Here is a 21,382-nt window from a genome sequence, read left to right on the forward strand (position 1 = left end):
CGACTCGCAGCGGGAACGCTTATGTTCATGGCGAGTCCAGTTGATGGGAAAGATAAGGGCGGCATGAAAAAGGCACGCACAAGTCTGGCAGGCAAGGTGACGCTCGGCGCGTCTGCCGCGCTGCTGGCTGTGGCCCTTCCCGCTGCCGGCCTCGCCTTTACCAGCGGTGCAAACAGCGCGCTGGTGGAAGATAGCGATGGCCTTGTCGCATTTACCCCTGCCAATGCCGATCCGCGCCTTGCGCGCCTTGTTGCCGAACGCGGCGGCGATGCCGGTATGATGCGTTTCACACCTGCTGCAAGTGCTTCGTCCACCCAGCCGCGCTCGATCACCGTCGCCGTTCGTGTCGACCGGACGCTGGCCGATGTGCTTTCGGGCCGCTCGGTCGGTGCCGAAAGCACAGTCACCAGCCGGCCGACGCCGCTGCGTGTCACGCCGACGCGGTTCAATCTCGGCCTCGCTCGCGGCTATGGCAGCTTCGCACAGGAAGAGGCACCTGCTGCGCGCAGCGTGACGCCGCAGCTTTCCGGCACGCTGTCGCGCGCCAACATTCCCGATCTGGCGGACCTCGCGCGTCCGTCAGCACGGCGTGACGAGCCGGGCCGGTTTGGCGCGCGCATCGCGCTGGATGAGGGTCGCGATCGCGATGCCACTGTTTCCGGCGAAACCGTGTCCGACCAGCTGCTGGATATCGGTGGCAGCTACAGCCTGACGCGCAATTTCGATATTACCGCAGGCGTCCGGTACGAGCAGGATCGCGACCTCGTGCCCGTCCCCAATCTGGACCAGCAGGACAGCCAGGCCGTTTACGTCGGCACGCAATTCCGCTTCTGATTTCTCAGACATTCGTATGCGAAGCCCCGCTGCGGCGGGGTTTTTCTTTGCGCGGGTGCCGCCCGTTGTCTTAAGACGTTCGCACAAAATACGACCCGAAGAAAAAACAGGAGAGAGATGTATGGCACGCGTAGCAGTCGTCACCGGTGGTACCCGCGGTATCGGAAGGGCCATTTGCGAAATGCTGAAGGATGATGGCTTCACCGTCGTCGCGACCTATGCCGGCAATGATGAGAAGGCGCGCGCCTTCACCGACGAGACGGGCATCGCGGCCTACAAGTTCGACGTGGGCGATTTCGATGCCGTGCAGCAGGGCTGTGCCAAGATCGCAGAGGAGGTCGGCCCGATCGACGTGGTGGTCAACAATGCCGGCATCACACGCGACGGTACGCTGATGAAGATGAGCTATGACGACTGGAACGACGTCATGCGCACCAATCTGGGCGGCTGCTTCAACATGGCGAAAGCGGCGTTCGAAGGCATGAAAGAGCGCAAGTGGGGCCGCATCGTCAATATCGGCTCGATCAACGGGCAGGCGGGCCAGTATGGCCAGGTCAACTACGCCGCCGCCAAGTCCGGCATCCACGGCTTTACCAAAGCGCTGGCGCAGGAAGGCGCGCGCTACGGCATCACCGTCAACGCCATCGCGCCGGGCTATATCGACACAGACATGGTCGCCGCCGTGCCGGAGAACGTGCTGGAAAAGATCGTCGCCAAGATCCCCGTTGGCCGTTTGGGCCAGGCGCACGAGATCGCCCGCGGCGTGAGCTTCCTCGCCTCGGAAGACGGCGCGTTCGTCACCGGCTCCACCATGAGCATCAATGGCGGCCAGCACATGTATTGATGGCGGCGCGCGGGAGGGGCTGGTTCGAGCCGCCGCCTCCTGCTGCCCTCGCCTATTCTTTCCTTGCATTGATGTAAGTAAGGATATAACTGACATTCGTGTAACTAACGGATGTCGGTATGCAGACGCGCGAAATCGAGAAACAGGTGATCGCCACGGTGCGCGGTCTCGAAGTCGGCATTGCATGGCCGACCATCGTCCTTGCCGCCGCGATCATCACCGGCTGGAGCGCCACCGTGCTCGCTGCGGCTACGGGATGGCTGCCGCTTTGGGCTGCGCTGCCGATCAATGCGGTCTTCGCGTACCTTGCCTACACCCCAGCGCATGACAGCACGCACGGCTCCATCGCACGCGGGCGGCATGAGTGGTTGAACTACGTGGTCGGCTTCACGGCGGTCTTTCCGCTGCTGCACAACATCTCGCTGCACCGGCTGACGCATCTGGCGCATCACCGCCATCTCAACGATCCGGACATGGATGCCGATCACTGGGTCGCAGGCGAGCGGTGGTGGAGCGTGCTGCTGCGCTGCATGACGGTGGTTTTCTCGCATTATCGCATTGGCTGGCGGCTGGCCGACAACCGCACCCGCGCGCTCGCCGTGCTGGAGAATACCGCCAGCCTCGCCGTTCCGGTTGTCGTTACAGTCACCGCCGGATGGCAGGTCGCGCTGTTTGTCATCCTCCTTCCTGCGATCATCGGGATGACGCTGCTGTCATTCCTGTTCGATTACCTCGTCCACGCGCCTTACACCGGCGAGGGCCGCTTCGGCGCGACCCGCGCTTTCATCCTGCCGCGCCGCTGGCACCGTATCGGGTCGGCGCTGTGGATGCAGCAGAATTACCATCTGGCGCATCATCTCTATCCGTGGATCCCGTTCTACCGCTACCGGCAGGTGCTCGAAGCGGCAGAACCTCTGGTCGAAAGGCGCGGCGGAGCGATTATTCGGCTATAGCGCCGTGATGCGCGACATTTATCATCCGCCGGTCAAACGCTCGGTCGAGATTGCCGGACACAAGACATCCATCAGCCTCGAACCGCTGTTCTGGGACATGCTTCAAGATGCTGCTGCGGAAGCACGGCTGCCGCTCAACGCGCTGGTCGCGCGTATCGATGCCGAACGGATCGAGGCCGAGCGTCCGCCCGGCCTCGCAACTGCCATCAGGTTGTGGCTGGCCGCCGAACTAGCGGCAGCCGAAGCGCCTCAGTAATTGGCAGGCGGATCGCTGGCCGGGGTTGCCTCGTCGCTTTCTTCGTCGACCTGGTCCCACGTGTCCTTCATGGGCGGATCGCGCATGGCGTCCGGTCCGGCATCGCGGACCTGCGCAAAGTTCTCGCCGCCCGCCTGGTTATCGGCAAACGCCTCGTTCCGTTGGCGGTTCTGGCTGTCGTAATAGCGGTACCCGGCGTAGCCGAGGGCACCTAGTACTGCGAGCTTGATAAGCATGGTTGAAGTCCTTTCACCGCCTCAACGCATGAAAGCAGACAAAGGTTCGCGCGGCGCTCGAACAGGCGGTTGACCACGCCCGCCGCGCTCTGCACTAAACGCGCATGACCACTCGCAAACCCATTCGCAAGGCCGTGTTCCCCGTGGCGGGGCTCGGCACACGTTTCCTGCCCGCGACCAAGGCCATTCCGAAAGAATTGCTGCCCATCGTCGATCGCCCGCTAATCCAGTATGCGGTGGACGAAGCGCGCGAGGCGGGGATCGAGCAGATGATCTTCGTGACCGGGCGCGGGAAGACGGCCATCGTCGAACATTTCGATGTGGCATACGAGCTGGAAACCACGATGGGGGAGCGCGGCAAGGACCTCTCCGTTCTCGACTCCAGCCGGTTCACGCCGGGCGACATCATCACCGTGCGCCAGCAAGTGCCGATGGGGCTCGGCCACGCGATCTGGTGCGCCCGTGCCATCGTGGGCGACGAGCCTTTCGCCATCCTCCTGCCGGACGAGATAATGGTGGGTGAACCGGGCTGCATGGCGCAGATGGTGAAGGCCTATGAAGAGGTCGGCGGCAATCTTATATCTGTGCTGGAAGTGCCGCGCGACGACGTATCGAGCTATGGCGTTATCGACCCCGGCGAAAGCAAGGGCGCGCTGACCGAAGTGAAGGGCCTGGTCGAGAAGCCGCCGGTGGATGAGGCGCCGTCGAACAAGATCATTTCCGGGCGCTACATTCTCCAGCCCGAAGTCATGCGGACGCTGGAGAACCAGGGCAAAGGCGCGGGGGGCGAGATCCAGCTGACCGACGCCATGGCGCGCATGATCGGCAACCAGCCTTTCCACGCCGTGACCTTCGAAGGCCGCCGCTTCGACTGCGGCAGCAAGACAGGCTTTGTCGAAGCGACGCTGGCCCTCGCGCTGGAGCGTGAGGACATGGGCGACGAAGTCCGCGCGATCGCGCAGCGCCTGCTCGCGCAATAACGCATGCGATAGCGCGCAAAAGAAAAAGGCGGGCCGCGAAGCCCGCCTTTGTCTCTATCCGTCCAAGGATGAACTCTTATTCTTCGGGGCCACCGCCACGGCCAAGGCGCTCGCCATTGGCAGCTTCGGCTTCGAGGTCCGCAAGCATGTATGGAATGGGGTTTACCGGCTCTCCGGCAACGCGCACTTCATAGTGCAGGTGCGGGCCAGTGGAGCGGCCGGTCGAGCCGACATAGCCGATCAGATCGCCCTTGCGGACCTGGTCGCCGGCGCGAACCGTATAGCGCGAGAGGTGCGCGTAACGGGTCTCGAGATCGCCCATATGGCCGATCTGCACATAGTTTCCATAGGAGCCGAAATAGCGGGCCGATTCGACGACGCCGTCAGCCGTTGCGTAAACAGGCGTCCCGGTCGGCGCGGCAAGGTCGACACCATTGTGGGCGCGGCGCTGGCGCAGGACCGGGTGGTTGCGCATGCCATAGGCGCTCGACATGCGATATTCGTTCACCGGCATGCGAGACGGCACGGAATAGGCGGTGCGCGGTGCAGCGGTGATATCGCCGGTCGCGGTAACACGGGCGCCCTGTTCCAGGCTTTCCCAGCTGGCGAACAGTTCGTTGAACTCTTCTGCATCGGCGTTTGCCGCGTCGGCAGGTGCTTCAGCGACGGCCGTCAGGTCGATAACGCCATCGGCAATTTCGGTTTCATCGGCCAGTGCGGGCGAGGCGATGGCCATCGAACCCACGGCAATAAAGCTGGCGAATTTGAGTAGCATGCGATCCCTCTTTGCTCTCTTCAGGCGCGCCGGAACGCGCCATCGTCAGTTGAACTCGGCGACACGATCCGTCGCTTCGTCGTATATTTTTGAGGGAGGCCGGAACCACCCCTCCGCGTCTTGATTGTGAGGTATGCGGGCAAATCTTAACTAAGCAACACCGGCGTAGAATTCGCGCGGCAAACCGGCTGCAAGACGCGCTGAGTCGTTGAATGGTGGCTTCAGGCTCCCGCGAAAATGGCGTTTCACCAGCATTTTCCAATGTTTTTCGGGAACTTTTCCGTTTGCACGGCAAAGTGCGTCGAAATGGCTTGATCCCGCCGAAACGTGGCGGATTTCATCGTCAAGGATTCGTTCGAGGATTGCCGCACCGCGCGAATCGCCCTGCGCGCGCACCCGTTCCAGCGTGGCAGGCGTTACATCCAGCCCGCGCGCTTCCAGCACCATCGGCACCACGGCAAGGCGTGCGCCGGCATCGTGTGCGGTCTCCTGCGCAGCCTGCCACAGCCCGCCATGCACGGGCAGGTCGCCATAAGTGGCCCCCAACGTGGCAAGGTGCCGCTCGATCAATGCGAAATGCATCGCTTCGTCCGCGGCGACGGCGAGGAAGTCGGCGATAAAGTCGGGGCCCATTTGTCCACCGAAACGTCCGACGATATCGAGCGCGAGATCGATGGCGACGAATTCGATATGGGCGAGACTGTGCCACAGCGCGATGCGGTTGCGCTCTGACCCGCCTCTGCCGCGTTTGGGCATCTGGCCTGGCGGGCGAACGTCGAGATTGCCCGGCCAGGCGGGATGGTCGGGCATGGTCACGTCGAACACAGGTGTGAGCCGGCCGAGGCGATAATCGCGCACAAGCCGGCGGGTCTTCATCACCTTGGCGCGTTTGTCACCGATCAGCAGCGCATCGCGGATGGCCTGAGAAAGGGTCATGGAGTGAATGCGACCTAGAGGCTGCGGGCTGCTTCCAGCACCTCTTCCACGTGGCCTTTCACTTTTACCTTGCGCCAGACGCGCGCGATGCGGCCTTCGGCATCGACCAGATAGGTCGTGCGCTCCATGCCCATGAAGGTCTTGCCGTACATTTTTTTCTCGACCCAGATGCCGAGTGCATCGGCAATGCCGTCCTTCTCCGGATCGGAGGCGAGCGGGTTGGCGAGATCGTGCTTGGCGATGAATTTCTCGTGCCGCGCATAAGGATCTTTCGAGACGCCCAGCAACGCGGTGTCCGCCGCTTCGAAGTCGGCCCTGGAATGCGTGAACTCGATATTTTCCGTGGTGCAGCCCGGCGTCATGTCTTTCGGGTAGAAGAACATCACCAGCTTGCGCCCGCGAAAGTCTGACGGCTTGATGGTGGCGCCATCGGCACCTTCCATCGCCGTGTCGGGCATCATGTCTCCGGTATCCGGCCGGCTGTCGCTCATCTCTCGATCTCCAGTGTTTCGCCGAAATGCTCGGCCCATTGCGCAGCGATGCTTTGCCTTGCCTCACGCAGCCGATGCAACAGGGCCAGGTAACTTTCCTCGCCGCATGCCTTCGCCAGCACATTGGCGGTCGCGGGCACCGGCTCTGCGCCGTCGGGCGCGAACAGGCGATTGGCGACTAGGTAGCGCGTCAGGGTGAGGTGGTTTGCGGCATGGCCTCCTGGCAGCAGGTCGGCATCGGCCAACGCGGCAATGGCCTTTTCCAGTGCAGGCTCTAGCCCAACGCCCTCGCGCAATTGCAAATAGTGGATCAGGAACTCGCTATCGACGAGTCCGCCGCGCATCAGCTTCACATCGAGCGGACCGGCTGGCGGCTTGGCGGCAAGAATGTCGGCGCGCATGGCCAGCACTTCGCGGCGCAGCTTGGCCGCATCGCGCTTTTGGCAGAGCGTATCGCGCACCAGCGCGGCGAGGCGCTCTTTCGCCAAGGGCGAGCCATAAATCGGCCGCGCGCGGGCGAGCGCCATGTGCTCCCATGTCCAGGCCGATTTGCGCTGGTACTTGGCAAAGGCATCGAAGCTGACGGCGAGCGGGCCCTGCTTTCCCTGCGGTCGCAGCCGCGTATCGACATCGTAGAGCGCGCCTTCTGCCGTGGGCACGGAAAGCGCTGCGGACACCCGCGCAGCAAGGCGGTTGTAATAGAGCGAGGTCGAGAGCGGGCGCGGCCCGTCGGACTCGCCGCCAATCTCGCCGGTGAAGAGAAACACGATGTCGAGGTCGGAGGCATGGGTCAGCGCGCCGCCGCCCAGCCGCCCGAGCCCGAGGATCACCAGTTCGCTATCGGCGATTTCTCCATGGGTGGCGCGAAATTCGGCGATGGCGGCATCCGCGCCGGTTTGCACGGCGGCCTCGGCGACGCGGCATAGCCCCTCGGCGATGGCGAGCGGATCATGCGCACATTCCACCATCTGCGCGCCGAGAGCGAAGCGTTCCTCCCCCACAACCTGCCGCAACCGGTCGAGCCGCGCTTCATAACCGCTGTCCTCGCTTGCTTTTATGCGCGCGGCCAATTCGTCGACGCTTCCCGGCAGTGCCAGCGCGCCCGGGTCGATCATCGCGTCGAGCAGCTCGGGCCGCTGCGCCAACGCGTCGGCGAGCGGGCGGGCCAATGTAAGGATGCGCAGTACACGCTCGAGCAGGCCGGGGCGCTGTTCGAACAGGCGGAACAGGTTGATGGCGCTCGGCAAGCGGGTGAGCAGTGTCTCCCACCGGGCGAGCGCGTGATAGGGATCGGGGGCCGCGGCCAGCGCTTCGAGCAGGTCGTCCTGCATGGCATCGAACGCCTTGTTCGCTTCGCTCGATCTCAGCGCGCGCAGATGGGCGCGCCAATTGTCCACTCGCGCCTCGAAACGGTCGCGAAAGGCATCGGGCACGCTGCCCGTGCTGCGCGTTTCCTCCGCATCCTCGCCCAGCAGATCGTCATAGCGCCGCGCCACTTCGCCGGTGATGCTGGACAGCTCGGCAATCAGCGCCGCGCCATTCGCCATCCCGGCGAGCCGCGCGACATTGTCGATGCTCTCGGGCCGATCGGGGACGCTGTGCGTCTGCCGGTCGTCGACCATTTGCAGGCGGTGCTCGATAACGCGCAGCCTGTCATAACTTTCCCCCAGCACGCGGGCATCCTCGGCCTGGATGATGTCGGCAGCGGCCAGCGCATCGAGGGCGGCGCGCGTGCCGCGCTGGCGCAAGGTTGGATCGCGACCGCCATAGATGAGCTGGTGCGTCTGGGCGAAGAATTCGATCTCGCGAATGCCGCCGCGCCCCTTCTTGATGTCGAAGCCCGGTCCCACCTCGCGCGGCCCCTTATAGGCTTGCCGGATGCGCGCGGTAAGTCGCCGCACCTCCTCGATGGCGGTGAAATCGAGGCTGCGCCGCCACACGAAGGGGCGGATATCGTCGAGGAAGTCTTCGCCCGCTGCGATGTCGCCCGCAGCAGCGCGCGCGCGGATGAAAGCGGCCCGTTCCCATGTTAATGCAGAAGATTCGTAGTGGCTGATGGCGGCGTTGAAGCTTACGGCCAGCGGCGTGACTTCGCTCGCCGGACGCAGCCGCAGGTCCACCCGCAGCACATAGCCTTCCGCCGTCATCTCGCCCAGCAATTGCACCAAATGCCGCGCATAGCGTTGCGCCGCCTCGCCCGGTTCATCCCGCTCGCGCCGTGCCAGCCGCTCCGGATCGAAGAGCAGGATCGGATCGATGTCGGAGGAATAATTGAGCTCGTCCGCGCCCTGCTTTCCGAGCGCCAGCGCCGAAAAGCCGTCGGTGTCCGCGCCGTCTACGCGGCGCTGCACCACAGCCTGCATCGCGCGGTCCAGCGCATCGTCCGCAAAAGTGGAAAGCTCGCGCATGACACGGGTCACATCGAACCTGCCGGCAAGGTCGCCAACGCCCAGCACCAAGGCCAGCGAAAGGCGCTCCCGGCGGAGCGCGACGCCGGTGTCGCTCTCGCCTTCGCCTGCCGCTCGCGCTGCGGCCAGCGCATCTTCTCCCCGGCCTTCCGCCAGCATTCCGGCCAGCTCCGGCCGTCGCTCCAACGCTCGGCGCAGGAAGGGGGAGTGGGCGCGGGCGCGCTCCAATGCGGATTGCCAATCGGGATCCATCGCCGCCGCTCCTGCCCGCATCGCATCTTGCCCGCAAGCCTCGCGGGTGCCACACATGGCGCGCTTTTTCTGGAGAGAGCGTTTCATGTTGCGTTTCACCACCTTGCTCGCCGGCCCCGTGGCCGCCCTTGCCCTCACCGCCTGCGCCGAAACCACGGCGCAGCAGCCCGCCGCAGTCGAAATTTCCGAAGCGCGCATGCAGGAGATGGTCCGCACGCTGTCCTCCGACGAATTCGAAGGCCGACTGCCGGGCACGCCGGGCGGGGAGCGGACCGTCGCCTACCTTATCGAGCAATTCGAGGCTGCCGGACTGCAACCGGGCAATAATGGCGCGTGGACGCAGGAAGTGCCGCTGGTGGAGATCACCGGCAGCGATTTCGCGCCGCTCACCGTGGGCGATGAAGAATTCACTTATGGCGAGGACTGGGTCGGCGTCAGCTATCGCCAGACTGCGGAAACCTCGCTGGAGAATAGCGAGATCGTATTCGTCGGTTATGGGATCAACGCGCCGGAACGCGGCTGGAACGACTATGAAGGCGTGGACATGACCGGCAAGACCGCGCTGATCCTCGTCAACGATCCAGATTTCAATGAGGAAGGCCTGGAAGGCACATTCGATGGCCGCGCCATGACCTATTATGGCCGCTGGACCTACAAATACGAGGAAGCCGCGCGACAGGGCGCAGCAGCGGCCATCATCGTACATGAGGATTTCGCCGCCAGCTATGGCTGGAACGTCGTCGAGGGCAGCTGGTCGGGCGCACAAAGCTATGCCGATACGGGCGGGGACGGCAGCGACCAGACGCTGATGAATGGCTGGGTATCTAACGAGACCGCCCGAGCGATTTTCTATGCGGCCGACATGGATTTCGACGAAATGGCGATGGCTGCCAGCTTGCCCGACTTCGAAGCTGTGTCCCTCGGGGTGGAAGCTTCCACAAGCTTCAACAACACGTTCCGCCGCTATACCTCCAACAATGTGATCGGCATCTTGCGCGGCACGACGGCGCCGAACGAATATATCATCCACACCGCGCATTGGGACCATCTGGGCATCTGCGCCCCGGATGAGGAAGACAGCATCTGCAACGGCGCAATCGACAATGCGACCGGCACGGCGGCGCTGGCCGCTCTTGCCGAAGCGCATGTCGCTGCCGGCCCGCCGGAACGCAGCCTGGTGTTCCTTGCCGTGACTGCAGAAGAGCAGGGCTTGCTGGGCGCGGAATATTACGCCGCCAACCCCGTTTTCCCGCACGCCAATACGGTTGCGGGCATCAATATGGATGGCATCGCCGTGCGCGGGCAATCCCGCGATGTCGTGGCGCGCGGCGCGGGCAAGAGCGAGCTGGACGCCTTTCTAGAGGATGCGCTGGCAGAGCAAGGCCGCACGCTATCGGCGGATCCCGCCCCGCAGGCAGGCTATTACTACCGGTCCGACCACTTCCCCTTCGTGAAGCGCGGCGTGCCGATGTATTACGTGAAATCCGGCCTCGACCTCGTCGAAGGCGGCGTGGAAGCGGGCGAGGCGGCGGAAGCAGCCTACCGCGAAAACGCCTATCACGCGCCGGGCGATGAATATGACGAGAGCTGGGACTGGTCCGGCATCATGCAGGATCTCGACCTGTATTACAGCTTGGCGCGAATGCTCGGCAATTCGGGCGACTGGCCAGCGTGGAATGCAGGCGACGAGTTCGAGGCCGCGCGGCAGCAAAGCTGCAACGCCTCGCGCAGCGGCTGCTGAGCATCATGCCCGGCATTCGCATGCCCGCCGAATGGGCGCAGCAGGACTGGATCTGGATCGGCTTTCCCGCCCATGCCGACTTGTGGGAAGAGAACCTCGTCCCCGCGCAGGAGCAGATGGCGGCGTTCGCCAATGCGGTTGCGGAAACCGGCCAGCAGGTGCGGCTGGTGGTGCGCGACGCCGCGGCGGAAGCGCGCGCACGGCGATTGGTGAGCAGCAGCGTTGTGATGGAGCGCCACCCCTATGGCGATATCTGGCTGCGCGACACCGGACCGATCACTGTGTTGGACGGTGATGGCGAACGGCGCGCGCAGGGCTTCGGTTTCAATGGTTGGGGCGGCAAGTTCATCATGGAAGGCGATCAGGAAACGGGCGCGTCGCTCGCTGAAGCAGCTGACCTGCCTTATTCACGCGCGGACTGGATTCTCGAAGGCGGTGCGATCGAAACCGATGGCACCGGCCTCGTCGTGACGACAGAGCAATGCCTGCTGAACCCGAACCGCAATCCCTCACTCAGCCGCGAGGATATCTGGGCGAACCTCCAGCGCGATCTCGGTTTCGAGCGCGTATTGTGGCTGGGTGACGGCCTCGCGGGCGATCATACGGATGGCCATGTCGATAATCTCGCGCGCATGGTCGCCGAGAACGCCATCGCTATCCCGCGTGCCTCAACGCCGGACGATCCCAACCGCACGGTGTATGACGATGCCCGCGCCCGCGCGCAGGACTTCGGGCTGACGGTGCATGACATCCCCTCACCCGGCTGGATGGGTGAAGGCGATGAGGCGGAGCCCGCCAGTTACATGAACTTCGCCATATGCAATGATGTGGTGGTCGTGCCCACATACGGCTCGGCGCATGACGATGACGCCGTGGCGGCCATCGGCGATCTTTTCCCGGGCCGAGTAGCCGTGGGCTTGCGCGCCGATGCCGTGCTGACGGGTGGCGGCAGTTTCCACTGCGCCAGCTGCCACGTTCCGGCGAAACCCTCTTAACTTTTCGTTAGGGATTGGCCCCGATAATGGCCTCATGGCCAAAGCCGTCGCCTTTACCCGCAAGACCATCGCATTGCCTTTCGAGAGCGCGCGCGGCGTTATAGTTGCGGGCTGCGCAATCGCGCTGATCGCGGCGGGCCCGGCCATCCCCTTCATGTAACCTTCCCTGCATGAAAAGCGGAAATGGTCCTTAACATTCAGGGGCATTTCCGTTTGCGAAGGCTCGTTCTAGCTCACCAGCTTCCACAGCGCGCCCAGCGTCGCGCCGCCCAGCACCATCGCTGTGGCGACTTGCCACTGCGTCGTGGTGACACGGCCGAAAGCGCGGTGACCGAACCAGTCGCCCAGCAGCACGGCGGGAAACAGCGCCAGCGCCAGTAGCGCCTCCTCGCGGCCACCGATGCCGAGCGCTATGAACAGCGCGGCCGATAGCGGGGTCACCATCAGAAAGATCGCCATCATGCTGGCACGCGCGGCTTTCGGCTCCAGCCGCCCGCGCAGGTAGAATGGCGCCATGCCCGGCCCGGGCATTCCGGCAAATCCGCCAAAGAACCCTGTAAAGAAGCCCGACAGCGCCATGGCGGGCTTTCGCGCCAGCGTCACCTTGCCAAGCGGCACCACGACCAGCACGAATGCGCCAAGCGAGACCATGGCGATCAGGACTCGCGCCCATTCGGGCGGGAGCGCAACCAGCGCCCACAGGCCCAGCGGCATGCAGGCGAGCGCGACAAGCGTGATCGGGATGGCGGATCGGTCCGCATCGCGGCGGATGCGACCGATATCGGTGAGGCCAATAAGAAATAGCGAGATGATACCGACCAGCACGGCAGCGCTCGGTGCGATGGCCAGCTGGAGTACGGGAACCAGCACGACCGACAGCCCGAACCCCGCCAGCCCGCGCACGAAGCCGGCAGCAATGGCAGCCCCGATTGCAGTGAGGATGATGTCGGCGGAAAACCCGAGCATCGGCCTGTCGCTATAGCTTCAGCAGCGCGGCCAGCGCCGCCGCGCCCAGCACCACGCCGACGAAGCCGCGCCAGACCGGATCGCTCACCTTGCCGAAGACCAGCGAGCCCAGCCAATTGCCCAGCGCCATCACGGGAAAGAGCAGCAGGCCGAAAACCACCATATGCCATTGCAGCAGGCCCGTCACCGCGCCGGAGGTCAGGCTGGCGAGCGCCGATACGCCGAACACGCCGATCATGCTCGCTTTCGCCGTTACGCGCGCCATGTCCTGCCGCACGTAATATGGCACGACGGAAATGCCCGGCATGGCGGCGAACCCCGTCATCAGGCCTGCAACAAGACCCGTGGCGCCAGTCGTCACGCGCCCCGGCCGGAAGGCGGTGCTGCGCCTTGGCAGGATGACGATCAGAAATGCGGCGAGCGCGGCCAGCGCGATCAGCACGCGGGCAAGCGCAGGCGGCGTGGCCGCAAGCAGCATCAGGCCCGGCAGCGTCGTCAGCACCAGCGCCGCCATGATCCAGTAGGCGGACCTGTCTGCCTCGCGCAGCACGTAGCGCACCTCGCTCAGTGCCAGCATGAAGGCAAGGATGTTGACCACCAGCACCGCTTCCACCGGGGCCAGCGCCAGCGCGATGATCGGCGTCAGCAGGAAACCGAAACCGAAGCCCGTCAGCCCGCGCACGAAAGACGCGCCCAGCGTCGCGGCGACCGCGACCCCGATCTGCGCAGTCGTGAAGTCGGCGGGCAGTTCCAAGCCGGTCAGCTTTCGCGCAGGTCCGGCGGCGTGGCTTCGGCGCGGATCAGCGCGACGGCTTCATCGGCGGAGAGGAACTGCTGCTGCTTCTCGCCCAGCGTGCGCATGGCGACGGTGCCTTCCTCCGCTTCGCGCTTGCCGATCACGAGGATATGCGGAACCTTGGCCAGCGAGTGCTCGCGCACCTTGTAATTGATGCTTTCGTTACGGAAATCGCTGTCCACCCGCACGCCCGCCGCTTCCAGCTTGGCGATTACCTGTTTCGCGTAATCGTCCGCATCGGAAACGATGGTCGCCACTACGACCTGCGTCGGCGCAAGCCACACGGGCAAGCGGCCGGCAAAATGCTCGATCAGGATGCCGATGAAGCGTTCGTAACTGCCGAAGATCGCGCGATGCAGCATGACGGGGCGGTGCTTCTCGCCATCCTCGCCGACATAATTCGCATCGAGGCGATCGGGCAGCACGCGGTCGCCCTGAATCGTGCCGACTTGCCAGGTGCGACCAATGGCATCGGTGAGGTGCCATTCGAGCTTCGGCGCGTAGAACGCGCCTTCTCCCGGCAATTCCTCCCAGCCATAGTCGTCATTGTCCATGCCCGCTTCGGCCACGGCATCGCGGAGTTCCTGCTCGGCCTTGTCCCAATCGGCGTCGCTGCCGAAGCGCTTCTCCGGCCGGAGCGCCAGCTTCACGTGATACGAGAAGCCGAAATCCTTATAGACGCTGTCGGCCAGCTTGCAGAAGGCGCGCACTTCCTCGACCACCTGATCCTCGGTGCAGAAGATGTGGGCGTCGTCCTGCGTGAACTGGCGCACGCGCATCAGGCCATGCAGCGCGCCATGCGGCTCGTTGCGGTGGCAGCAGCCCATTTCGCCCAGCCGGATGGGAAGGTCTCGGTAGGATGTGATGCCCTGCTTGAAGACGAGCACATGCGCCGGACAATTCATCGGCTTCATCGCCAGCCAGCCGGCATCCTCGGCCACCTTGGGCGCGGCTGGCCCTTCGCCCAACCCGTCCACCTCAGGCACGATATCGGGCACGGCGAACATGTTCTCGGCATATTTGCCCCAGTGGCCGGACTGCTCCCACTGGCGGATGTCCATCAATTGCGGCGTCTTGATCTCGCGGTAGCCCGCGACATCCATCTTGCGCCGCATATAGGCTTCGAGCTCGCGCCAGATGCGATAGCCCTTGGGGTGCCAGAAGACAGAGCCGTGCGCTTCTTCCTGCAGGTGGAACAGGTCCATCTCGCGGCCCAGCTTGCGGTGGTCGCGCTTGGCGGCTTCCTCAAGATTGTGAAGGTGCTGCTTCAGCTGCTTCTTGTTGAGCCAGCCCGTGCCGTAAATGCGTGTGAGCTGTGCATTGCGCTGGTCGCCGCGCCAGTATGCACCGGCCACGCGCATCAGCCTGAAAGCCTGCGGATCGAGCTTGCCGGTCGACGCAAGGTGCGGGCCGCGGCACATATCCAGCCAGTCTTCGCCTGATCGGTAAACCGTCAGCTCCTCGCCTTCGGGCAATTCCTTCGCCCATTCGGCCTTGAAACGCTCGCCATCTTTTTCCCACTTCTCGATCAGCTGCTGCCGGGTCCACACCTCGCGGGTCAGCGGCTTGTCGGCAGCGATAATCTCGCGCATCTTTTCCTCGATGGCGGGCAGGTCTTCGGAGCTGAAGGGCTCGCGGCTTTCGGGCGCCATGACATCGTAATAGAAGCCGTCGTCCGTCGCCGGGCCGAAAGTGATCTGCGTACCCGGATACAGCGCCTGCACCGCTTCGGCGAGGACGTGAGCATAATCGTGGCGCACCAGTTCCAGAGCTTCGGCTTCGTCGCGCGATGTGATCAGGGCCAGCTCGCTATCGCCGTCGAACGGCCTGTTGAGATCGCGCACCTCGCCGTTTACCCGCGCGGCAAGCGCCGCCTTGGCAAGGCCTGGGCCGATGGCAGCAGCGACATCGGCAGGCGTGGAGCCTGCCTCCATCTCGCGCGTGGAGCCATCGGGCAGGTTGATCTTCAAAAGTTCGGTCATTGCACCATCGCTTTGTTCGTGTCGCATCGCGCCATGGCACAAGCCTGCGCGCGCTTGAAGAGCGGCGTGACAATCTGCCGGGATCGAAGGTGGAACGCCGCGCCACCCTCACCCGGGTGGCGACGATCGTGCGTCAGCCCACGACCGACCGCCCCCGGTTTTCCGAGGTGGTAGTGAACGTGGTGGTAGTCACACGGTTGGCCATGCGCGGCAGATAGGCGGCAGGCGTGGTTTTGTCCAACACCCTCTTGGCTTGACGGGGCATGCGCGGCATGGGTGCGGCATGACAGATACACTCGAAGTGAGCGGGCAAAGCATCGCCTACCGCCACAATCCCGGCACCGGCGCGGAGACAGGCCCGGCCATCGTCTTCCTGCCCGGCTATATGTCCGACATGGCCGGCGGCAAGGCGACCGCGACCTTCGACTGGTGCACGGCGCGGGGGCGCGAGTGCCTGCTGCTCGATTATTCCGGCTGCGGAATGAGTAGCGGCGACTTTGCCGATGGCACGCTGTCTGGCTGGCGCGACGAAGTGCTGGCGGTGATCGACACCAAAGTGGCGTCCGACAGGGTCATCATCGCAGGCTCATCCATGGGCGGGTGGCTGATGCTGATGGTGGGCCGCGAGCTAGGCGGTCGCCTGCATGCGCTGGTGGGCATCGCCGCAGCGCCCGACTTCACCGATTGGGGTTTCGACGAGACGCAGAAGGCGCAGCTGCGTGCTGGCGAGACGATCTTCGAGGATAGCGATTATGGCTACGATCCCATGCCGACCCATGCCCGCTTCTGGCACGACGGCGAAGCAAATCGCCAGCTGACCGCCATCATCCCCATTACGTGTCCGGTGCGCCTGCTGCATGGGCAGGAAGACCGCGATGTGCCGAGCGAAACCTCGCTCCGCCTCGCCGCAGCGCTTGCCAGCGAGGATGTGCAGGTCACGCTAGTAAAAGGCGGCGATCATCGCCTCTCGCGCGACACCGACATCGCCTTGCTGCTGCAAACCTACGCCACGCTTTGATCCGGCGATACGCTGAACGCCGATCTAGTTTCTCCTGAAACATTTCACTCGCATCTGCATAACAGCCCGATTAAGGCGCGCGGGAACTTGTCGACCCTGCTATCGCTGGAGTCGGAAGGGGCACCGGGAGGAGCATCTCCCGTGCCGGCTGAGAGGAGACAGTCGAGCATGGCAGCCAAGGGCAAAGCGTCCGCCGCATTCACGGATTTGAGCCAGCAGGAGCGCGCGTTCGCCAAGGTGCTGGGCGACCGTATCAGCAATTCCCTGCTGCCGGGCGAGACACCATTGGAAGGCGAAAAGCTGGATAATGCCACGGCTTTCACGGTCGAGGCTGCGCGCCAGCGTGAGGACGGAAAGCCCGCTATCCTCGTGCGCTCCGCCACCGATGGCCACCGGTTCATGCGGATCGCCATCATCAATAAGGACATGCCTTTCCTCGTCGATTCCATCGGCGCGACCATGGCGGCACATGGTCTGTCGATCGATGTGCTGGCCCACCCCATCCTGCCCGTGCGGAGGGAAGGCGGCGCACTGAAAGACCTGCCAAAGGGCGACGGCACCGGCGAGAAGAAGGAAAGCTGGGTCTATCTCGAAACCGCGCGCATCGATGCGAAGGAACGCCGCGCGCTGGAAAAGGATCTGGCAGAAGCGATCCTCGATGTGCGCGCGGCGGTGGTCGACTGGCCGCAAATGCGCGAGATGATGCAGGACGATGCCGACCGGCAGAGCGATGCCGAAGGCGCGGCCCTGCTGCGCTGGCTGGCGGGCGGCATGCTGACGCAGCTGGGCCATCTTACCCGCACCCGCGACGGCAAGCAGAGCGACATACTGGGCATTTGTCGCCGCTCCACGCCCGAACTGATGGCAGACGAAGCCTGCGAGCGCGCCTTTGCCTGGTTCGATGGAGAGCTGGAGCGCCAGCAGGGCAAACCCGGTCGCGTGCCGCTGATCGTAAAAGCCAACAAGCTTTCCAAAGTGCATCGCCGCGTGCCGCTGGACCTGTTCATCGTCCCGATCATCGAGAAAGGCCGCGTCGAAGCGCTCAGCATCCATGCTGGTATCTGGACAAGCGCCGCGCTGGTGTCTCCGCCCGATACTGTGCCGGTATTGCGCCAGCAATTGCAGACGATCATGGACCGCCTCGATTTCGAGCCCGGCAGCCACGATTACAAGGCGCTGGTCCACGCGCTGACCGCGTTGCCGCACGATCTTATCATCAGCTTTTCCGACGATGACATCACCCGCGTGGCCACGGCGATGATGGGCCTTGCCGACCGGCCGCGCCCTCGCGCTACGCTCGTCACCGCGCCGCTCGGACGCCACGTGTTCGGCTTCGTATGGCTGCCGCGCGACATGCTGTCGACCTCGGCGCGCCTACAGGTGCAGGGACTGCTCGAACAGTCCACCGATGCCGAAACGCTCGACTGGAGCCTCATGGTCGAAGGCGGCAATCTGGCCTTGCTGCGCTATGTGCTGGATTATCGCGGCAAGAGCGCAGGGCCCGATGGCGAAGCGATCGACCAGGCGCTGAACGACATGCTGCGCGGCTGGACCGACGCGGTGGAGGATGCGCTTGCCGATACGGACGATGCCTCGCGCGCCGCCGCCCTTGCATTGCGCTACGCCGACAGTTTCCCCGCCTTCTACCGCGCGAGCTATGGCGCTGCGGAAGCCGCCACCGACATCCATCGGATGCGCCAGCTGGCCGCCCATGCAGAGGATGCAGGCCAGGGGCGCGACACGCGCCTCTATCGCGCGCCAGGTGACGATGAGGGTCAGCTGCGCCTGAAAGTCTACCAGCATCATGGCGCGCTTCCGCTGTCAGACGCTGTGCCAGCGCTCGAAAATTTCGGCTTCCGCGTGATGTCCGAAGTGCCCACGCGCCTCGAAGGCGAAGATGCGGGCACGATCCACGATTTCACGCTTGGCCTGCCGCCGGGCGTCGAACCGGCAGAGGTGCTGAAACGCGCGAGCGACATCGAGGCGGCCATCACCAATGTGCTGAACGAAGGCAGCGAGGACGATGTCTTCAACCGCCTCGTCGTAACATCGGGACTGGTGGCGCAGGAAACGGACTGGCTGCGCGCCTTTTACCGCTATGCCCGCCAGTCCAATACGGCTTTCACCATCTACACGGTGGTCGATGCGCTGGCAGGCGCGCCCAAGGTTACGCGCGGCCTGATCGACCTGTTCACCGCGCTGCACGATCCTTCCGCCAAGGGTGATCGCGTCGCTGCGGCGGACGAGATCAACGCCGCGATCAAAGCCGGCCTTGCCGAAGTCACTGCCATCAATGACGATCGCATATTGCGGCTGTACTGGCACACCGTCCGGGCCATCCTGCGCACCAATGCCTTCGCTCCGGCGGCATCCGAAGCGCTGGCGTTCAAGCTCGATTCCAACCTTGTGCCGGGCCTGCCCAAGCCCGTGCCGTGGCGCGAGATCTTCGTCTATTCTCGCCGCGTCGAAGGCGTTCACCTGCGTGCCGGGCCAGTGGCGCGCGGCGGCCTACGCTGGTCAGACCGGCGCGACGATTTCCGCACCGAGATCCTCGGCCTGATGAAGGCGCAAAAGGTGAAGAACGCCGTGATTGTGCCGACCGGCGCAAAAGGCGGCTTCTATCCCAAGCGCCTGCCCAACCCCGCGATCGACCGCGATGCGTGGTTCACCGAGGGTAAGGAAAGCTACAAGCTCTTCATCCGCACGCTGCTTTCCATCACCGACAATATCGTGGACGAGAAAGTGGTGCATCCCGAAAGCGTCGTGATCCACGATGGCGAAGACCCGTATTTCGTGGTCGCTGCCGACAAGGGCACGGCCACATTCTCCGACACCGCCAATGCCATCGCAATGGAACGCGAATTCTGGCTGGGCGATGCCTTCGCCAGCGGCGGCTCCAACGGCTACGACCACAAGGCCATGGGCATCACCGCGCGCGGCGGCTGGGTATGCGTGCAGCGCCATTTCCTCGAAATGGGCGTCGATATCCAGACAGATCCGGTGCGCGTGGCCGGCTGCGGCGACATGTCGGGCGACGTGTTCGGCAACGGCATGCTCTTGTCCAAGTCGATTAAGTTGGTGGCCGCTTTCGACCACCGGCACATCTTTATCGATCCCGACCCCGATCCCTCCGCCAGCTGGAAAGAGCGCAAGCGGCTGTTCGACATGGACCGGTCCAATTGGGGCGAATACGATAGCAAGGTGATGAGCAAGGGCGGCGGGATTTATCCGCGCACGCTCAAGCGCATCGAGCTGACAAAGACGGCGATGAAAGCGCTCGGCATCACCGACGCCGACTTGACCGATGGCGGTATCGATCCCGACGGCCTCATCAAGCTGATCATGAAAAGCCCTGTCGACCTCATCTGGTTCGGCGGCATCGGTACGTATGTGAAGAGCTCGGACGAGACGAATGCCGAAGTGGGCGACCCTGCCAATGACGGGCTTCGCGTCAATGCCGAAGACGTGCGCGCCAAGGTGATCGGCGAAGGTGCCAATCTCGGCGCAACGCAGGCAGGCCGCATCGAATTCGCGCTGCATGGCGGGCGGGTGAACACCGATTTCATCGACAATTCGGCAGGCGTGGACTGCTCGGATAACGAGGTGAATATCAAGATCGCGCTGACCGCCGCACGCCGCGCCGGTCGCCTGTCCGAAGAACGGCGCAACGCCATCCTGAAGGAGATGACCGAAGAGGTCGCCGCGCTGGTGCTGGAAGATAACCGCCTCCAGTCGCTCGCCCTCTCCATCGCGCAGCAGGGCGGCAGCCGTACGATCGGCGCGCATGCCCGGCTGATCGAAACGCTGGAAGAAATCGGCGGGCTCGACCGCGCGAATGAAGGACTTGGCGATGCAGTCGAACTGCAGCGCCGCGCAGCGGACGGCAAGGGCCTGACCCGGCCGGAGCTTGCGGTGCTGATGTGCTATTCCAAACTGGTGTTGCAGGACGCGGTCGAAGCCAGCCCGCTTGCCGATGACGATGCTGCCGATGCGCTGGTGCTGAACGACTTCCCGCAGCAGATGCAGGACCAGTTCAAGAACCAGCTCCTCACCCACCGCCTGCGCGAAGAGATTGTGGGCACGGTGGTCGCCAACACCGTCGTCAACCGGATGGGCATGCTGCATCCCTTCGAGCTGGCCGAAGAAGAAGGCGCAGGGCTGGAAGCCATCGGCAGCGGCTTCGTCGCCGCGACCGGCCTGCTCGGTATGGAAGACATCTGGGCCGCGCTCGACACGGCGAAGATGCCCGAAACCGCGCGCCTGATGCTGTTCGATCAGGCGGCGCTCGCCCTTCGCGGCCATATCGCAGACCTTTTGCGCGCAGGGGGCGGCCAGGTGTCGCCATCCGAACTTCGTAAGGAAATCGGCCCGATGGTGGGCGAGCTGGTAGACCAGGTCGACACGCTGATGGGCGATGAAGCGCGCAATCATGTCGATGCCATTGCAGCGAAAATGGTAAAAAAGGGCGCGCCGCAGAAACTGGCCGACAATGTCGCAAGGTTGTTCGCGGTGGACGGCGCCATCGGCCTCGCGCGCCTTTCGGCGGACACCGAGATAGCGCCCATCGAACTGGCGGGCGCGTTCATCGAATTGGGCGCACTGCTGGGCATCGACTGGGCGCAATCGCATGCCGCCATCATGTCGCCTGCCGACCCGTGGGAGCGGCTGCTGGTCGCAGGCCTCGCGCGCGATTTCCAGGCCATGCGGCTGGAATTCCTGCGTCGTCTGGCCCGTAAGCGTGGCAAGTCGGCCGGCGATCCGTCCGCGCTGCTGGGCGAGTGGGCCGATCGCAACCAGAAAGCCATCGCCCAATTCCGACGGATGGTGTCTCGCGCCAAGGCGGCAACGCCGGTCGCGCCTGCCATGTTGGCGCAGATCGCCAGCCAGGCGCGCAATCTGTTGCACGGCTGACTTGACGC

General features: G+C 64.2%; 18 protein-coding genes. 10 read left to right on the top strand and 8 right to left on the bottom strand.

The window, feature by feature from the left end; genetic code table 11:
- Nucleotides 1-63: 63 nt before the first annotated feature.
- The 4 genes from BMF35_RS02600 to BMF35_RS02615 all read left to right on the top strand — a co-directional run bounded on the left by BMF35_RS02600 (nt 64) and on the right by BMF35_RS02615 (nt 2,887).
- The gene (locus tag BMF35_RS02600; protein WP_047007533.1) at nt 64-834 is read left to right on the top strand and encodes a hypothetical protein; all 771 of its coding nucleotides are present in this window, start codon (nt 64-66) and stop codon (nt 832-834) included.
- A gap of 121 nt (nt 835-955) precedes the next feature.
- Nucleotides 956-1,678 (top strand): acetoacetyl-CoA reductase, encoded by a 723-nt coding sequence (gene phbB, locus BMF35_RS02605; protein WP_047006795.1) that lies wholly within the window; start codon nt 956-958, stop codon nt 1,676-1,678.
- Between the two features lie 119 nt (nt 1,679-1,797).
- Nucleotides 1,798-2,631 (top strand): fatty acid desaturase, encoded by an 834-nt coding sequence (locus tag BMF35_RS02610; protein WP_047006796.1) that lies wholly within the window; start codon nt 1,798-1,800, stop codon nt 2,629-2,631.
- 7 nt (nt 2,632-2,638) lie between these two features.
- A complete protein-coding gene (locus BMF35_RS02615; protein ID WP_047006797.1) occupies nt 2,639-2,887 on the top strand; it encodes a ribbon-helix-helix domain-containing protein in 249 nt (82 codons plus the stop codon).
- Here the strand turns inward: BMF35_RS02615 and BMF35_RS02620 are convergent.
- Nucleotides 2,881-3,123 (bottom strand): hypothetical protein, encoded by a 243-nt coding sequence (locus BMF35_RS02620; RefSeq protein ID WP_047006798.1) that lies wholly within the window; start codon nt 3,121-3,123, stop codon nt 2,881-2,883. The genes BMF35_RS02615 and BMF35_RS02620 overlap by 7 nt on opposite strands.
- Nucleotides 3,124-3,227: 104 nt before the next feature.
- Between BMF35_RS02620 and galU the strand changes: the two genes are divergently transcribed.
- The gene (gene galU / locus BMF35_RS02625; RefSeq protein WP_047006799.1) at nt 3,228-4,103 is read left to right on the top strand and encodes a UTP--glucose-1-phosphate uridylyltransferase GalU; all 876 of its coding nucleotides are present in this window, start codon (nt 3,228-3,230) and stop codon (nt 4,101-4,103) included.
- A gap of 76 nt (nt 4,104-4,179) precedes the next feature.
- Here the strand turns inward: galU and BMF35_RS02630 are convergent, their stop codons facing one another.
- The 4 genes from BMF35_RS02630 to glnE form a co-directional block, all read right to left on the bottom strand.
- Nucleotides 4,180-4,878 carry a M23 family metallopeptidase gene (locus BMF35_RS02630; protein ID WP_047006800.1) on the bottom strand — a complete coding sequence of 233 codons (699 nt, stop codon included), beginning with the start codon at nt 4,876-4,878 and terminating at the stop codon, nt 4,180-4,182.
- A gap of 150 nt (nt 4,879-5,028) precedes the next feature.
- Complete coding sequence (locus tag BMF35_RS02635; protein WP_082115667.1) at nt 5,029-5,814, bottom strand: ferritin-like domain-containing protein; 786 nt, start codon at nt 5,812-5,814, stop codon at nt 5,029-5,031.
- 14 nt (nt 5,815-5,828) lie between these two features.
- Complete coding sequence (locus BMF35_RS02640; protein ID WP_047006801.1) at nt 5,829-6,305, bottom strand: peroxiredoxin; 477 nt, start codon at nt 6,303-6,305, stop codon at nt 5,829-5,831.
- On the bottom strand, nt 6,302-8,965 hold the full coding sequence (gene glnE, locus BMF35_RS02645) for a bifunctional [glutamate--ammonia ligase]-adenylyl-L-tyrosine phosphorylase/[glutamate--ammonia-ligase] adenylyltransferase (protein ID WP_156172181.1): 2,664 nt from the start codon (nt 8,963-8,965) through the stop codon (nt 6,302-6,304). The genes BMF35_RS02640 and glnE overlap by 4 nt, the downstream gene beginning before the upstream one ends.
- A gap of 55 nt (nt 8,966-9,020) precedes the next feature.
- On the opposite strand from glnE, the gene BMF35_RS02650 reads away from it, so the two are divergent.
- The 3 genes from BMF35_RS02650 to BMF35_RS13925 are packed head-to-tail and all read left to right on the top strand — an operon-like array spanning nt 9,021 to nt 11,861.
- Nucleotides 9,021-10,706 (top strand): M28 family peptidase, encoded by a 1,686-nt coding sequence (locus BMF35_RS02650; protein ID WP_236781544.1) that lies wholly within the window; start codon nt 9,021-9,023, stop codon nt 10,704-10,706.
- Nucleotides 10,707-10,711: 5 nt separating this feature from the next.
- Nucleotides 10,712-11,701 carry an agmatine deiminase family protein gene (locus tag BMF35_RS02655; protein ID WP_052766035.1) on the top strand — a complete coding sequence of 330 codons (990 nt, stop codon included), beginning with the start codon at nt 10,712-10,714 and terminating at the stop codon, nt 11,699-11,701.
- A 34-nt stretch (nt 11,702-11,735) separates the two neighbouring features.
- Nucleotides 11,736-11,861, top strand: coding sequence for a hypothetical protein (locus tag BMF35_RS13925; protein WP_257786335.1), 126 nt, complete (start codon nt 11,736-11,738; stop codon nt 11,859-11,861).
- 68 nt (nt 11,862-11,929) lie between these two features.
- Here the strand turns inward: BMF35_RS13925 and BMF35_RS02660 are convergent, their stop codons facing one another.
- Genes BMF35_RS02660 through thrS form a run of 3 tightly spaced genes read right to left on the bottom strand, consistent with a single transcriptional unit; the run spans nt 11,930 to nt 15,445 of the window.
- Entirely contained in the window at nt 11,930-12,667 is a 738-nt protein-coding gene (locus BMF35_RS02660) for a TSUP family transporter (RefSeq protein WP_047006803.1), read from the bottom strand.
- A gap of 10 nt (nt 12,668-12,677) precedes the next feature.
- Nucleotides 12,678-13,421, bottom strand: a complete 744-nt coding sequence (locus BMF35_RS02665; RefSeq protein WP_047006804.1) for a sulfite exporter TauE/SafE family protein — start codon at nt 13,419-13,421, stop codon at nt 12,678-12,680.
- Nucleotides 13,422-13,426: 5 nt separating this feature from the next.
- Nucleotides 13,427-15,445 carry a threonine--tRNA ligase gene (gene thrS, locus BMF35_RS02670; protein ID WP_047007537.1) on the bottom strand — a complete coding sequence of 673 codons (2,019 nt, stop codon included), beginning with the start codon at nt 15,443-15,445 and terminating at the stop codon, nt 13,427-13,429.
- Between the two features lie 283 nt (nt 15,446-15,728).
- Here thrS and BMF35_RS02675 point away from each other — a divergent pair, with 283 nt between their 5' ends.
- Together BMF35_RS02675 and BMF35_RS02680 are read left to right on the top strand one after the other, a co-directional pair.
- Nucleotides 15,729-16,463, top strand: a complete 735-nt coding sequence (locus tag BMF35_RS02675) for an alpha/beta hydrolase (RefSeq protein ID WP_047006805.1) — start codon at nt 15,729-15,731, stop codon at nt 16,461-16,463.
- A 168-nt stretch (nt 16,464-16,631) separates the two neighbouring features.
- Nucleotides 16,632-21,374: an NAD-glutamate dehydrogenase gene (locus BMF35_RS02680; protein WP_052766036.1), complete on the top strand. Its 4,743-nt coding sequence runs from the start codon at nt 16,632-16,634 to the stop codon at nt 21,372-21,374.
- The last annotated feature ends 8 nt before the right edge of the window (nt 21,375-21,382 follow it).

This window comes from Aurantiacibacter gangjinensis (genome assembly GCF_001886695.1).
Taxonomy (GTDB): Bacteria; Pseudomonadota; Alphaproteobacteria; order Sphingomonadales; family Sphingomonadaceae; genus Alteraurantiacibacter; species Alteraurantiacibacter gangjinensis.